The following is a 14,420-nucleotide window of genomic DNA, read 5'->3' as shown; positions in this document are numbered from 1 at the left end:
CTCCGAGCCGGAAGGCCCGCATGCCTACGCACCACACCCGACGGAGACGCCCAGGACGTCTCCTCCGTGTCCTCACGGGGGCCGCCGCCCTCGTCACCCTCCTGGGCGCCGCCCCTCCCGAGGTACCCCCGGCCGAACCCGGCACCTCCGTGGTGACCGTGAAGACGGGAGGCGACCGGGTCGCCGACTCGGCCGTGGGCCCCCTCGCCGGCGTACGGCTCGCCCTGTTCGCCTCCGAGGACGCCGCCACTCCCGTGAACACGACCTGGGCGGTCTGCACCTCCGACGCGGACGGCGACTGCAACTTCGTCGTGCCCGACACCGGCACCGGCGGCGCCAACGAGGGCGCGCGCTTCTGGGTCCGCCAGGTCGACGCCCCGGAAGGCTGGTACACCAACCCCACCCTGCGCACCGGCGCCGGCAGCGGCTCCGGCTCCTTCGCCTCCCCGTACCGCTTCCGGACCCCCGCGCTGGAGGACGGCGAGGTCTACTCCTCGACCAGCGACTTCATGTACAGCACGGACTACGCCACCAGCCCCTACCTGGCGTCGGGCGGCATCTGGCAGCAGTCGCGGATCAACCCGGAGCTGCCCGAGGACTGCGGCCTGGACATCGCGCTGGTCCTCGACCTGTCCGCCTCCGTCGGCAGCGCCCTGCCCGACCTCAAGGCGGCGGCCGACGGATTCACGGACGCCCTCACCGGAACGCCGTCCCGGCTGGCGCTGTTCTCCTTCGACCGGACATCGCCCAGCACCGGCACCACCAACCACCCGGAACTGGTACCGGTCTCCACGGAGGCCGGCGCCGAGGAGTTCAAGAGCCTCTACGCCGACTGGACGCTCGGGTCCGGCACCAACTGGGACCAGGGCCTGTACGCGGTGGCCAAGGCCGAGCAGCACTACGACGCCGTCGTCGTCCTGACCGACGGCAACCCCACCCGCTGGAACAACCCGGCCACCGGTGACGGCTCGCACACCCACTTCGCGGACGTCGAGGGCGGCATCTTCGCCGCCAACGCCGTGAAGGCCGAGGGAACGCGCGTCATCGCCGTCGGCGTGGGCCGCGGCGTCGAGGGGGTGTCCGGCCTGAACCTGCGCGCCATCTCCGGCACCGAGGCCTTCGACGGCACCAACCCGACCACCGCGGACTACTACCAGACTGCCGACTTCGCGGGCGCCGGCGACGCGCTGCGCGACCTCGCCCTCGGCCACTGCGACGGCACCCTCACGGTCGTCAAGCAGATCGTGCCGCCCCAGAACACCGGCGAGGACGTCACCGGCGCCACGGTGGCGGGCGCGGGCTGGGAGTTCACCGCCACGACGACCACCCCGGGCATCGGCGGGCTGCCCGCCACCGAGGAGACGACCGGCGACGGCACCGGCGCGGTGGTGTTCCAGCCCACCTACCCGGGCACCGTGGACAACGCCGCCGTGAACGTCGCCGAGGCCCAGCAGGACGGCTACACCGTGGTCACCCAAGGCGGGCGCAACGCCGTCTGCGTCAACCTCGACGACGACTCCCCGGTGGAGGTCACCAACACCGGGGCGCCCGGCGGCCCCGGCTTCACGGTCGACCTCCCCCGTCAGGCCGCCGTCAGCTGCACCGTCTACAACCGGGCGCAGGAGGACGAGGAGGCCGACATCACCGTCGACAAGGAGTGGTCGATCGACGGGACCGTGTACCGGCACGCCGACCGCCCCGACGGCTTCGACGCCGCACTCACCCTCACCGGTCCGGGCTCCGCCGGGGCCACCGGCCAGGACTGGGGCGTGACCCGCGAGGGCTACGCGGTCGGCGACACGGTGACGGTCGCGGAGACCACGGACGTCCCCGACGACTGCGCCGTGACCGGCCGACGGATCGTCATGGCGAACGGCCGCCCGGTCGACGCGCCGCTGCCCTACCGCGCCGAACTGACCCAGACGTCCAACACCTACACCGTGCGCAACACCGTCACCTGCGACGACGACTCCGACACCGACCTCACCCTGGTCAAGCGCGTGGTCGGCAAGCACGGCGACGCCGATCCGGAGGACTGGACCCTGACCGCGGACGGCCCGGAACGCCTCGCCGGCCCCAGCGGCAGCGAAGCGGTCACCGGTGTGGCGGTGCCCCCGGGCACCTACACCCTCGGCGAGTCCGGCGGCCCCGCGGGCTACCGCCCCGTCGGCTGGGACTGCGTGACCGACGACGGAGGCCGACTGCCGGTCCGCAACGACCGGGTGACTGTCCCCGAGGGGTCCTCGGTGACGTGCACCCTCACCAACAAGAAGAAGTCCGGCCACCACGACGGCCACGGCAAGCCCGGCCACCACGGACCCGGCCACGGACCCGGCCACGGCCACGGGGACGGCCACGGGGACCGGCCTGACACCGACGTGTGCCGCTGGCTCCCCCTGTTCGGCGAGACGGACATGATGTCCTGGCTCTGCCGCTGACCGCACCTCAGGGCGAGGTGCCTGCCACCACCGCCTTCCACGAGCATCCCGGCGGCGGCGCGACCGTCCCCGCGCCGCCGCCGGGTTGCACTCCGATCGGCGTTTGAGTCCGATCACCAAGCGGTGGTTGTCATGACGACCCCCACTCCGTGCGTAGATCGTGAACGCATGCTTCCTCGCTCAAGCCGCCTCGTCGGCAGTGCGCTGCTGCTGCTCGCCGTCTCCGTCATTCTCTGGCGGGTCTTCGGCAGCCCTCGCCCGCCGACGCACCCGACAAGCCAAGCCGGGGAAAGAGGCCGACGGAGAGGCTCCGGCCGACAAGGCATGAGCCGGATCCGTCCACCACCGGCGTGACGTGACCCCGCACCCGCACCCGCACCCAAGGGCGGAGAGCTGACACGATCCACCACGTGACCACGACCCCACCGCGCTGGCTGACGCTCGTCCTCGACACACCCCACGCGCACCACCCCGCCGCACGCGCCTTCTGGCAGGCCGCCACCGGCTACGAACTGTCCCCTCCCCGCGGAGACCACGACGCATTCGCGATGCTGCTCCCACCGTCCGCAGACGCCCACCTGCGGATGCAGCGAACACAGCAGGGCACGACCGCGGCCCACCTGGACCTGCACGTCCGCGACCTCGACGCCGCCACCGACCACGCGGTGCGAGCCGGCGCCGACGTCATCGCGCGCCCGGGCCACATCCTCATGCGCTCCCCGGCCGGTCTCCGCTTCCGCCTCGTCCCCGCCCACCTCGAGACGACGCCCGCCCCACCCGGCGACTGGGGCACCCACCGCTCCCTCGTCGACCAACTCACCCTCGACATAGCCCACGACGCCTGGGACCGCGAGAAGACCTTCTGGTCCCACCTCACCGGCTGGACCGTCACCCAGTCCCCCCGCCCCGCATTCGCCCGCCTCCACACACCGCCGTCACTGCCGGTCCGCGTCCTCCTGCAACGCCGCGACGAAGGCGGCACGTCCAGCCACCTCGACATCGCCACCGACGACCGCGCCACCGAGGTCGAACGGCTCATCAGCCTGGGCGCCACCACGACCGGCCACGGGCCCACCTGGACGGTGATGACAGGCCCCGACACCAGGGTCTTCTGCGTCACCGACCGGAACCCGGCCACCGGCCTCCTGCCCTGACGGCACCCGCGACCGCGCCCCGCGGCGACGGCGCCCGCTGGGTGAGACGCCCGTTGTGCGGCCACGGCTCCGTCGGTCACACTCGCCGCATGGATCGCCACACGCACCTGAGCCGTCGACTGGACGTCGACCTCGCTCACGTGTCCTCGGCGATGTGTCACCGCGCCTCCTGAGCGCGGTGTCCCCCCGCCCGGCCGTCGCCGGGCCTGGCTTCCCCCCTCCAGCCGGGCGGAGTGTGCACCGCTGTCCGCGTGCTCCCACCTCTCACCCCGATGGACGGATACCCATGCGCCTCGCGCCCCTCTCCCGCGCCGCCGTCGTCGCCGCGTCGACACTGCTGGCCCTGACGGCAACACCGGCCACCTCCGCCACGGCGGCGACACCGACCGGACCGCTGCCGCCGGCCAACCCGTACGCAGGCCCGCTGGGCACCTCCACGATGCACGGTGACACGGCCTCCTCGGACGCCACGCCCCTGCCGGGGCCCGCCGCGGGCACGCTGTCCTCGCACCGCACCGCCCTGCAGTCCGCCTGCCCGACCGTGCTGGTCGGCGGTGACGGCTTCCCGGTGGCACTCTGCACCACCATCTTCGGCCGCACCCCCACCGTCCACCTGCTCGACCCCGCCACCGGCGACTCCCTCGCCGAACTGCCCCTCGCCAAGGGCTCCTTGCTCGGCGGCGTGTACGCCTACCTCGACAACAGGGACCGGCTCGTCGCGGTCGACGGCAACCGGGACCTGCTGCGCGTGGCCCACCGCAGAAACGCCTCCGGCGACTGGGAGCTGTACGTGGACAGCCGCCTCCCGCTCGCCGGCGCCGTGCCCGACGGCGACTCCGTCACCGGCGTCTCCCCCGACTGGCAGGGCCGGGTCTGGTTCGCCACCGGCAAGGGCGTGGTGGGCACCGCGGACGACCGGACGGGCGTGGTGCGCTCCCTCGCCCTGCCCGCGGGCGAGGAGGTCGCCAACTCGATCTCCACGGTCCCCGCCGGAACCGCCGTCTCGACGACCCACGCCACCTACCTGCTGACCGCGGCGTCCGACGGCACTCCCCGGATCGCCTGGCGGAAGACCTACGAGCGCGGCCCCGGCCGCAAGCCGGGACAGCTGAGCTGGGGCACCGGCTCCACACCCACCTTCTTCGGCCCGGGCTCCGGCACCGAGTACCTCACCATCGTCGACAACGCCGCGCCGACGGTGAACCTCCTGGTCTACAGGGTGAACGACGGCTCCCTGCTCTGCTCGGTGCCCGTCCTGAAGGCGGGCGGCAGCGGCAGCGAGAACTCCCCGGTCGCCCTGGGCACCAGCGTCTTCATCGCCTCGACGTACGGCTACCCCTACCCCCAGCTGCCGGAGGGCGCCGGTACCAGCGTGCCGGCCTCGGACGACTTCAAGGGCGGCCTTTCACGGGTGGACGTACGGCCGGACGGTTCGGGCTGCGACCTCACGTGGGACAACCGGGTCCGCTCCGCCGCGGTACCCCGCCTGTCCACCGCGGACGGCAAACTGCGCACGGTGCTCCGCGAACCGGTGATCCCCGGCACCACCTCCACCTCGATCGTCGACCCGTACCACTACGCGGAGATCGACCCGGAAACAGGCACGGTCACCCGCAGCAAGTGGCTGGGCTCCGGCTTCATCTTCGACACCCTGCAGATGGTCGGCTCCATCGCCCCGGGCCGCGTCATCCTCCAGGGCACCACCACCGGCGTCCTACGCATCACAGCCGACTGACCAACCCGGTCCGCAGGGGCAAGGGCCGCTGCCGCTTCCTCACCGCGGCCCTTGCCCCCGAGTTCTGGTAGCCGCCGCGCGATGCGACAGTGGACCGCCACATCAGGCAACCCTTCCCGCCGGCCACGAGGTGCAACGGATGGAACGCATCACTGACGACCAGATCGACCGGCTGGTCCGCTTCGTGTCGGAACGCATACCCGACACGGCCACCCTCGAAGGCGAAGCCCGCCGCACCGCGGCAGCCTTCCGTCGTGCCGCGCTGAATCAGATCGCCGCGGTGCGCTACCACCGTGCCTCTCCCCCTGGCAACGGGGCAACAACCGATCTGGCCGCCGCAGCATGGAATCTCCTGGTCGCCTTCGCCGAGATCTGGCACGACCATCCGGAGTTCCCCGCCGACGCCGCGAGGGAAACCTTCGCGTTCGACTCCGACGCGCCCCTCTGAGTGGATGCCGCAGGCCGCGGTGGAACGGAGGTGTTCAACGCGCCGGCAGCGACCCCAGCAGCTTCCGCGCACCGCTCACGATCGCCCCGTCGGCCGCGTCGCCGAGCTCGACGACCTCGTCGAGGAACTGGCGGGCCTCATCCCCCCTGCCCAGCTCGATCATGGCCTCCCCCACGCCCAGCAACGCGCTCGCCTGCATATGAGGCATGCCGATGCTCCGGAACTGGCCCAACGCCTGACGGTGACACTCCAAGGCGTCGTCCCATCGACCCAGAACGGCGTGGTCGAGCCCGAGGGCGTACGTCGTATGGGCACGCACCATGCCCGCCAGATGCTCGCCGACCGGCCGGTCCGGTGCGTCGAGGAACGCGATGATGCGCAGGTTCTGCGCGTGCGCGTCCGCCACCCGACCCAGCGCGCGCAGACAGGCCCCCCAGGTGACCATGGCCCCCAGCCAGCCCTCACGGTCGTCGGTGCCCTCGTAGAGCTCCACGGACGCACGCGCCTTGTCGGCGGCCGCCTCCCCTTCCCCCAGCTTCCGGTGCGCGACCGCCGCGTGGGAGAGCGCGGACGCCTGCTGGGCGACGTCACCGACCAGACGCGCGTGGTGAAGGGCCGCATCGGCCCGCTCGACGGCCTCGCGATACCGGTGATCACACGCGATCAGGGCCCAGGCGTGCATGTTGAGGTGGAAGGCCTGAATGTCGGGGTCACCGAGCGCCGCCGCGGAACGACTGGTCAATGCGTAGACCTCCGACCAGTGCCCCCAGAACACCCACAGATCACAGAACCACTCCATCGCGTCGCCGACCTCGACGACCCGCCCGTGTTCGCCCTTCCCCGCGGCGGCGCGCAACGCCGCGAGCCAGGCCGCGGCCTCGCTCTGCAACCACCTCTTGGCCTCCTCCGCGTTCCGCAGCGGAACGAGCCCCTGCCAGGAGGCCGGCGGAGCACCGTACGCGGACTTGTACCAGCGGCCGGCGACGACGGCCGTCTCCAGCAACCAGGCCCGCAGACGGCTCTCCGCCGCCTCCCGCTCCTCCGACTTCTCCTCGAGGGCCAGCCGCGCACGAGCGAACAGGCGCACCAGGTCATGCAGCTGATACCGCCCGTCCGAGGTGGCCTGCACCAGCCCGGACTCGACCAACTCCTCCACGACGTCCTCGGCCTCGAAGACACCGACACCGGCCAGCGAGGCTCCGTACTCGATCGTCATGTCGGGCCCCGGGACCAGACTCAGCAGGCGCAGCATCCGGGCGGCCTCGGCGGACAGTTGCCGGTAGGACAGCTCGAACGCCGCCTCCACGCGGGCATCCTCCGCGGACAGCGCCCTGAGGCGGCGTTCCTCGTCGGACAGGCGGCGCACCAGCCGCTCGACGCTCCACGCCGGCCTGCCCGCCAGCCAGTTGCCCGCGACCCGCAGGGCGAGCGGCAGACGACCGCACATCTCCGCCACCCGGGCCACCGCCTCGGGCTCCGCGCCCGCCCTCTCCTCGCCCAGGATCCGGCACAGCAACTCGACGGCCTCGCCCTGATCCATCTCCGTCAAGGCCAGCCGGTCGACGTCCTCCAGCCCGGACAGCGGCCGCCGGCTGGTGACGAGGACAAGGCTGCGCCCGGCCGCCGGCAACAGGGGACGCACCTGATCCTCGTCGCGCGCGTTGTCCAGCACCACCAGGCAACGGCGCTCGCCCAGCAGCGCACGCAGCAGCCCGGCCTGCCCCGCAGCGCCCTCCTGCCTCAGCCGCCGGTCCGTAACGCCCAAAGCCTTGAGCAGCTTCACCAGCCCCTCACCCGGCTCGACCGCTCCGTCGACACCGTGAAGGTCCACCACGAACAGCCCGTCGGCAAACGCCTCCCCCAGGTCCGCCGCCGCCTTGAACGCCAACGTCGTCTTCCCACACCCCGGCGGCCCCGATATCACCGCCACCGACACACCCTCGTCGACCCGTTCCGCCGCCCCGGCCAGCCAGGCCAGATGCGGCGCCCGCCCGGTGAAGTCCCGCACCGACCGGACCTGCACCCCCGCGCCCGCGAGCGCCACCGCACGCGTGGGACGCCCCGCCCGGCTCGCCGCCAGCAGACCCTCCCGCTCCGACTCCCCGAGCCGCAGCCCCTCGATCAACGCCACCACCGTACGGCGTTGGGGGACAAGGCTCTGCCCCCGCTCCATGTTGCTGATGGCCCGAACACTGACCCCGGACGCCTCGGACAAAGCCTCGATCGTCATCTGTCCCTGCTGACGCAAAGCCCGCAGCACCACCCCGAAGGGCCTCTCTCCGGCCATCTCTCCCTCACCGTTCTCCTCGACGCCGAGCGTATGCCGACGTCCGGAACGCAACGTCCCCGCACCCGCACCCGAACCCGAACCCTTACGCTGACGCAGGAGTCACACTCGTGCACATCATGCGTCTCGGGTTGCCCGGCCGGGCCAACGCCGTCGACACCGTCACCGCCACCCCGTCGACCGTCACGGCCGGCAAGACCTTCACCATCGACGTGCCCCCCAGCCCCAACGGACGAGTGCTGTTCAGCCGAAGGAACTCCACACTCGGGAAACTGCCGGACTTCACCTCACTCGTCTTCTGCACCGCCCTCACCTCCCTCGTGGTCCTCTGCTGAATCGGCCGGCCTGGAGCTACGGGGCGGCGGCACAAGCTACCGACGTCGCCCCACGGTCTGCCTCCGGTACCGAGCGGATCTCTCCGTCCTCCACCGGCACGGACGGCGTCCCATCGTCCGCGACACGGGTTGCGGAAACCTCGGCGGGCTGCCACAGACCGGACGTGCTCCCTCGGCCGCGAGAACACCGCCCGCGGCCCCGTGTACGCGGGAAGGCCGCATTGCATTGCGCACCCCGTGTGTACGCGGCGCGCCTGGTGCGCACGAGCGGGGGACGTGCGTGCGCCCCCCTGATGAGCCATGGAAGCGACGGTGCGGCGAGCACAGGATGCTGCTCATCGACCACAGCCCCACCGGGCACGGGCCGGCCGCAGCCCGACATTGCAGCTCAGGCGGCGGCCTGGCACCACCTCCCGCCAGAAACGAGAAGAGGAACTGGCCATGAAACTCACCGCCATACGCCGCGTCGCAGCCCTGCTCACCAGTGCCGCGTTGCTGAGCGTGGTGCCGCTGTCGGCCGCGCAGGCCGCACCCGTCGCCGTGGACCAGCAGCAGACCACGCTGCTCGAGTGCCCCGGATACGAGACGACCTCCTACAACCCCGGTCTTACCTTGACCACCCGTCAGGTCACGTTGAACGCGAGCGGCGCCATCGGGCCGTGCCTCGGCCTTCCGCTGGACCACACCAATGGCACCATCGAGTTCACCGGCAACGGCCAGCTGTCCTGCCTGAGCGGCAGTTCCTCGGGCAACGGGCGCATCGACTGGCAGAACGACCAGACTTCCTCCACGACGTTCGACTACACCGCTGGGGTCGGCGTGCGGCCCGGTGGCGTCTCGGTCCTTGTCCTGACCGGCGAGGTCAAGTCCGGCGACTTCCAGGGCTCGCAGATCATCATCGAGATCGTCCTGGTCCCCGCCCCCGCCCAGACGCTGCAATGTCTGACCTCGGGCGGCCTGGACACCTCCTCGGGCCTGGTCAACCTCCAGATCATCTGATCGCCCCGCCCAGGGGCACCCTGCCCGGCGGGCTCCAGGGGCGGTACCGCAACGACCGCTGTACGAAGCGGCCGGGTGCGAGCGTCGGGCGGGGTTCGCGCGGGGCGCGGACCCCGCCCGACGCTGTGCAGGGACGGGGGCACCGGCCGTCGCTCCCCAGCCCGGAGGCCGTCACGGTGCCGGCGGGGCCGTCACTACCTCGCGGTAGATGCCCAGCATGCGTTCGCCGGTCCTGCCCCGATCCCGTCCGGCTGCTTCGGACCTGCCCGCCGTGGCGAGCCGGGAGGCCAGTTCAGGACGGCCCAGCACCTCGTCGAGTGCGGCGGCCAGGGCCACGGGGTCGCCGGGAGATACGAACAGTGCAGCCTTGCCGTTCGCCGCGGTCTGCCGGATGCCCCCGACGTCCGAGGCGACCAGGGGAACCCCGAGGGCCATGGCCTCGACGGCCACGGTGCCGGCTTCCTCGAAGAGCGACGGCAGGACGACGACATGGGCGTGCGCCATCGCCGCGGCCGCGGTGCGGTGGGGTACGAAACCGCTCACGCTGACGTCCGCTCCGATGCCCAGCCGCCGGATGTCGGCCTGGATGCGGTGACGTTCCCGGCCGTCGCCGATCAGCAGCAGGTGCGCTGGCCTGCGCAGCCGGGAGAAGGCGTCCACGAGGACCGCGGCTCCCTTCTCGGCCGAGAATCGGCCGACGAACATGATCCGCGGGTGCGGCACGTGGGGGAAGGGGTCGTCGAAGTGCCCGGTGAACGTCTCCCGGTCGTAGGGCTGTGGCAGTACGTGGACTCGTGCGGGGTCGGTGCCGGACGTGATGACGAGGTCGCGGGTGCGGGCGGTGAGGGTGACGACCGCCTCCGCCCGCCGCAAGGTGATCGCCTCCGACAGGTGGCCCAACACCTTGAGAGCGGCGAGTCGGGCGTTGACGGCCCGCATGTGTGCAGCGCGCTGCTGTGCAAGGTCACGACGAGCGGGGCTCGATGGCGGCGCGCGGCCCACAGGGCGATCGGCAGGGCGGCGAGATCAGCACTGGGATGGGCATGGACGATGTCCACCCGCACGGTCGTGTCCACGGCCGCGCGTGCGGCAGGCAGCGCCCACAACTGCCGCCACCGGCGGACGGGTACGCCGTATCGGCGCACCCGTATGCGGTCGCCCTGATCCTGGTCGCGGGGCTCGCCGGGCTTGTAGGAGGTGATCACGGTCTGGCTGATCCCCTGACGGTCCAGGTGCCGGACGAGCGCGCCGACATGGACCTGGACACCGCCCATCGGGCTGTAACCAGTTCCCGCCGCGCTCACGACGGCTTTACTCGACTCGAACACGGAGCACACGTGCAGCACGCCCGTGCGCTCGGAACGGGGTGCGGAAGACGGGTGATCGGGTGAGGGTGAAGCGCTCATGCGGCACCTTCCGCCGTGGCGGCCATCACCTTCCAGTCTCTTTCCGAAGCGGCGGCCGACGCGCCCCCCCCAATACAGACATCGCTTCTCAGACTCTGCCGACTTCCGGCCGTCTCCACAGCATCCACGCGGAATCGTTCTGCTGGGATCCGCTCAGTACTTCCCACAGCGGGCTGCCAATCCGGCGCAGGCGTGATCTGACCATGCCCGCGGGGATACCGAGGGCCTGGGCCGCCTCCTCGCAGCCGAGATAGCCCCGGGCCACCAGCAGATCACGCTCGGGAGGATGACTGGCGATCCCGGCCGGTCGCCGCACTGTTGCACGTCGGTGTGGGCGGCGGTGCTGGGGATCAGCCTCCGTGGACGGTGAGCTGGTACCCCTCGGGACCGGTGAAGGTGAACGTCGGCCCGAAGGGACTGTCCCGTACCGGGCCGGCCACCTCGACGCCTGCCGCGACGAGCTGCGTGTGCAGCTGCGTGGCGTCGTCGGTGCGCAGCCACAGCGCAACACCCCGGCCCGGTGCCGAGCTGCCGGTCAGGTCGGTGTCGGGCAGTGGCTCACGGACAGCGAAGGGAATCGGGTTGGTGGCGAAGACCACCGCGTGGGGCGGTGAGACGGGGGCGCGGCGCAGGCCGAGGTGTTCCTCGAAGAAGGCCGCGGCGGCGGGCAGATCCGTGACCTGCAGAGCGATGAAGTCGGGTCCCGCGACGGTGGCGGTCATGGTTCCTCCATGCAGTAGATGTCAGAGTTTTGACATGAGGGACTGTAAGTGGGGCTCCCCGGCATGTCAAAATGCTGACATGAAGGATCGGAATCCCATTCCTCTGCCGCACCCAGCCCAGGACGTCACCGAGCACGTCGGATACCGCCTCAAGCGCACTTCAGCCGCGCTGCGCTCCGCCATGGACAAGGCACTGCGCGAACACGGCCTCACCGTCCCGCAGTACTCCTGCCTGGAACTCCTCGACGAACAGCCCGGTCTGTCCAACGCCGACCTGGCCCGCGGCACGTTCGTCACCCGCCAGTCCGCCAACGTCGTCCTCCGCGGCCTGAAGGACGCAGGCCTGATCACCCGCCCGGCTACAGCCGAGCACGGCCGCGCCCTGCCCGTACGCCTCACCCCAGCCGGCCAGGAACGCCTGCACGCCGCCCGCGGCGCCGTCTATGCCATCGAGCAGCGCATGATCAGCAAAGTCGCCCCGGACCGCCTCACGGCCCTGCTCGCCGACCTCGACACGATGACCGAAGCTCTCGGTGCCTGACGGGCTGACAGCAGAGCACCTGCCCACGGCTTGGGGCGTCGGCCCGGACCGCAAGAAAGGCGACGCGGACCAGGGCCGCTGCCGCTGGGTCGCTCCAGTCGCTGGGCGGATCGCTGTCTCCGTCCAGGGCGGCACTGCACAAGCGCTGGGCCCGCTGCGCGACGCGGTCTCCACGGCGACGTCGCCCGTGCCGTCTTCCCGGCCGCGGACGACGCCCTCACGTGGCCGTCCGCACCAGTGCGCACTCTCATCGAGAACCAATCCGCCTACCGCGTCGCGCCGTATTACCGGGAGGAGATCACACCAGCAACGGAGGTGGCGCCCATGAGCGCAAGCACATCTGCCGGACACGCACCCGGAGGCCGCGGCCTCCGGCGTCCCGCTTTCAACCGGCCTTCCCCGGCCCTGCTGGCACGCGCCGACCGCGGCTACGCCCGCTTCCTCGCCCGAACCGCCCTGGACGACCGTCCCCACAACCATGACCCCGACGACGCGGAGGGCCGCCACGCGGAGGGGCGCCGGTGAGCGACAGCCACACCGTGCTCCACGACCTCCATGGCCTGGTCGGCGCCGATCTGCCACTGGACCGTGCCCCGTACGAAGCGCTCGTCACCGCCGTCCTCGCGTGGCAGGACCCGGACCTCACGCTCGGTGACTACGAGCAGATCGCCGTCCAACTGACCGGGCACGCCCAGGCGGTCGCCGCCGAGGTCCAGCGCCACGCCGCCGCGCTGCCGAAGGACGACGGCCGCGGCGCCTTCGCCGAAGTCGTCCTCCGCGAAGCCGCCGACCGCCTCGCCCAACCGATCCAGGGCACCGCACTCTGTGCCCAGAGCCGCGCCCGGCTTGTTCGTGCCCTCTACGAACGGCTGGACCGCCTCACGGCTGGCCAACCTGCGCCTCCGTAACAGTGCCGCCCTCCTTCGGCGGCGCCAGCGGCCACCGGCCAACACACAGCAGGAGACGGCCCCCGCGCGGCTGCGGCTGCGACTGCTGATCGGCCCAGCGGCGTAGGAATGGCGGCCCCCAGCCAGACCGCGAGAGGGCGGCGCCCCGCCAGGGGAGCCGCCCTCTTCCTGCGTCCGCGCGCGTCAGCTGCGGTGACACCACCACCGGCGCCGTTCCCTGCCGGCTTCCCCAACCGGTTCCGGCTCCACCCGGTCCCGGCCCGACGCACCGGCGGACGCACCGACCCCACTACGCTCGGTGTGCTGGCCGCCGGGGTGGCGGCCGTCATCAGCCTGGGCGGGCGGTGACTACCGCGGGCGGGCGTCGGAGGCTTTTTCCGGTGCGTTCCACCGTGCCGGTGCGCTCCCGCCCGGTGCGGTGGTGCGGTCAGCGGTGCAGGGCCACCGCGTTCTCCACCACCGCGTCGGCCCCCCCGCGTCACCTGTTCGTCGCGCAGCTCCTGCAGAGCCGGGACGACGTCGGTCGGGCTGTCGGCGAGGACCTGGCCCACGAAGTGCGCGATGGTGCGGGCAATCCCCGGTCCGGCCGTCGCGGGGGCGTGCGCGGCCCATCCGCGGATCGCCATCAGGTAGAGGACGCCGACCTCGTCCAGGACGAAGGAGTCGGCGCAGGGCTCGGTGTCGTCGGACAGCGCGGTCACGGGGAAGACAACCAGTTCCGCGATGGCGGCAGCAGTCCCGGCAGCTGCTCCACCTCGAGCGCGAGCCGCGCCGCCGTGGCGTCGTCGCCGGCCGCCACCGCCAGGACGTAGTCGTCGAAGCCGAGCCGGAGCAGGTGCAGAACAGAAGCTGACCCACGACTATGGCTGGCCTCTCGAAGAGGGGTCGACTTCGTACGCGAAGACGAACCTGACATGGCTGGTTGCCTGCTCGCGCAACATATGCCGGCTGGGGTCCAGGTCCGCATTGTCATACGCCCAGGGCTGGCTGGCGAAGCCCGAGATACCTAGCCGCCTGGGCGTTGCAGCTCGTGGAACGCTTCATCGAGCACGGGCCCGAGAAACCCGAGTCCGATGGGTGGCAAAAGCGCAGCGACGGCGACTGGCAGCTGTGGCGGCGTGCGCACGACCTTCCACCTCTGAGCTGATGCTCCCACCGCAACGTTGCTCCACGACGCGGCGCCGGTGGCTGTGAAGTCGGTGTGCGTGCCTCGACCTCACAGCCACCCAAACCAGATCACCGAGCCCGGCCCCTCAGATCGTCCGCCGCGGCTGCACCGAACACGCACCGATCGCGGGCCCAGTTTGCTGGGTTTCGACGGCACCGAGCTCCACCACGGCCAAAGGCGAAGTGCCGGGAGCGCTGCGGCCGTGGTGATGGCCACGGCCGTCATGTCCATCGCATGCTGATGGTGGATAGCAGTTCCGTGCGTTGTGGTGTCAGTGTT

The 14,420-nt window shown here is 71.6% G+C and carries 12 protein-coding genes and 1 pseudogene; 9 read left to right on the top strand and 4 right to left on the bottom strand.

Going from position 1 to position 14,420, the window contains the following annotated elements; genetic code table 11:
• The first annotated feature begins 158 nt into the window (after positions 1-158).
• The 4 genes from ACWD3O_RS33350 to ACWD3O_RS33335 all read left to right on the top strand — a co-directional run bounded on the left by ACWD3O_RS33350 (position 159) and on the right by ACWD3O_RS33335 (position 5,775).
• Positions 159-2,438 carry a hypothetical protein gene (locus ACWD3O_RS33350; protein WP_451418472.1) on the top strand — a complete coding sequence of 760 codons (2,280 nt, stop codon included), beginning with the start codon at positions 159-161 and terminating at the stop codon, positions 2,436-2,438.
• A gap of 410 nt (positions 2,439-2,848) precedes the next feature.
• Complete coding sequence (locus ACWD3O_RS33345) at positions 2,849-3,592, top strand: VOC family protein (protein WP_451418471.1); 744 nt, start codon at positions 2,849-2,851, stop codon at positions 3,590-3,592.
• Positions 3,593-3,878: 286 nt separating this feature from the next.
• Complete coding sequence (locus ACWD3O_RS33340; protein ID WP_451418470.1) at positions 3,879-5,327, top strand: hypothetical protein; 1,449 nt, start codon at positions 3,879-3,881, stop codon at positions 5,325-5,327.
• A gap of 139 nt (positions 5,328-5,466) precedes the next feature.
• Positions 5,467-5,775, top strand: a complete 309-nt coding sequence (locus tag ACWD3O_RS33335; protein ID WP_451418469.1) for a hypothetical protein — start codon at positions 5,467-5,469, stop codon at positions 5,773-5,775.
• 34 nt (positions 5,776-5,809) lie between these two features.
• Here ACWD3O_RS33335 and ACWD3O_RS33330 read toward each other — a convergent pair whose 3' ends face one another.
• On the bottom strand, positions 5,810-8,062 hold the full coding sequence (locus ACWD3O_RS33330; protein ID WP_451418468.1) for an ATP-binding protein: 2,253 nt from the start codon (positions 8,060-8,062) through the stop codon (positions 5,810-5,812).
• 110 nt (positions 8,063-8,172) lie between these two features.
• Here ACWD3O_RS33330 and ACWD3O_RS33325 point away from each other — a divergent pair, with 110 nt between their 5' ends.
• Positions 8,173-8,397 (top strand): hypothetical protein, encoded by a 225-nt coding sequence (locus ACWD3O_RS33325; RefSeq protein WP_451418467.1) that lies wholly within the window; start codon positions 8,173-8,175, stop codon positions 8,395-8,397.
• A 441-nt stretch (positions 8,398-8,838) separates the two neighbouring features.
• Entirely contained in the window at positions 8,839-9,396 is a 558-nt protein-coding gene (locus tag ACWD3O_RS33320) for a hypothetical protein (protein WP_451418466.1), read from the top strand.
• 171 nt (positions 9,397-9,567) lie between these two features.
• Here ACWD3O_RS33320 and ACWD3O_RS33315 read toward each other — a convergent pair whose 3' ends face one another.
• The 3 genes and pseudogenes from ACWD3O_RS33315 to ACWD3O_RS33305 form a co-directional block, all read right to left on the bottom strand.
• Positions 9,568-10,335 carry a glycosyltransferase gene (locus ACWD3O_RS33315; protein ID WP_451418465.1) on the bottom strand — a complete coding sequence of 256 codons (768 nt, stop codon included), beginning with the start codon at positions 10,333-10,335 and terminating at the stop codon, positions 9,568-9,570.
• Positions 10,332-10,670: pseudogene (locus ACWD3O_RS33310) on the bottom strand (glycosyltransferase family 4 protein); the annotation flags it as partial. The pseudogene ACWD3O_RS33310 and the gene ACWD3O_RS33315, both read right to left, overlap by 4 nt.
• A 482-nt stretch (positions 10,671-11,152) precedes the next feature.
• Positions 11,153-11,524, bottom strand: a complete 372-nt coding sequence (locus ACWD3O_RS33305) for a VOC family protein (protein ID WP_451413944.1) — start codon at positions 11,522-11,524, stop codon at positions 11,153-11,155.
• Between the two features lie 79 nt (positions 11,525-11,603).
• Here ACWD3O_RS33305 and ACWD3O_RS33300 point away from each other — a divergent pair, with 79 nt between their 5' ends.
• From ACWD3O_RS33300 to ACWD3O_RS33290, 3 genes are all read left to right on the top strand, one after another.
• A complete protein-coding gene (locus ACWD3O_RS33300) occupies positions 11,604-12,065 on the top strand; it encodes a MarR family winged helix-turn-helix transcriptional regulator (RefSeq protein WP_451418464.1) in 462 nt (153 codons plus the stop codon).
• Positions 12,066-12,389: 324 nt separating this feature from the next.
• On the top strand, positions 12,390-12,590 hold the full coding sequence (locus ACWD3O_RS33295) for a hypothetical protein (protein WP_451418463.1): 201 nt from the start codon (positions 12,390-12,392) through the stop codon (positions 12,588-12,590).
• Positions 12,587-12,973, top strand: coding sequence for a DUF6415 family natural product biosynthesis protein (locus tag ACWD3O_RS33290; protein WP_451418462.1), 387 nt, complete (start codon positions 12,587-12,589; stop codon positions 12,971-12,973). Before ACWD3O_RS33295 ends, ACWD3O_RS33290 begins: the two co-directional genes overlap by 4 nt.
• Positions 12,974-14,420 lie beyond the last annotated feature (1,447 nt).

The organism is Streptomyces sp. NPDC002640 (assembly GCF_053592575.1).
Note: the sequence above shows the minus strand (reverse complement) of the source record. Positions and strands in the feature narration are given on the sequence as shown.

Bases quoted from the DNA above. Each gene is read 5' to 3' on its own strand.
- ACWD3O_RS33335 (WP_451418469.1), top strand. From the start codon at position 5,467: ATGGAACGCATCACTGACGACCAGATCGACCGGCTGGTCCGCTTCGTG.
- ACWD3O_RS33320 (WP_451418466.1), top strand. From the start codon at position 8,839: ATGAAACTCACCGCCATACGCCGCGTCGCAGCCCTGCTCACCAGTGCC.
- ACWD3O_RS33340 (WP_451418470.1), top strand. From the start codon at position 3,879: ATGCGCCTCGCGCCCCTCTCCCGCGCCGCCGTCGTCGCCGCGTCGACA.
- ACWD3O_RS33315 (WP_451418465.1), bottom strand. From the start codon at position 10,335: ATGCGGGCCGTCAACGCCCGACTCGCCGCTCTCAAGGTGTTGGGCCAC.
- ACWD3O_RS33330 (WP_451418468.1), bottom strand. From the start codon at position 8,062: ATGGCCGGAGAGAGGCCCTTCGGGGTGGTGCTGCGGGCTTTGCGTCAG.
- ACWD3O_RS33300 (WP_451418464.1), top strand. From the start codon at position 11,604: ATGAAGGATCGGAATCCCATTCCTCTGCCGCACCCAGCCCAGGACGTC.
- ACWD3O_RS33305 (WP_451413944.1), bottom strand. From the start codon at position 11,524: ATGACCGCCACCGTCGCGGGACCCGACTTCATCGCTCTGCAGGTCACG.
- ACWD3O_RS33295 (WP_451418463.1), top strand. From the start codon at position 12,390: ATGAGCGCAAGCACATCTGCCGGACACGCACCCGGAGGCCGCGGCCTC.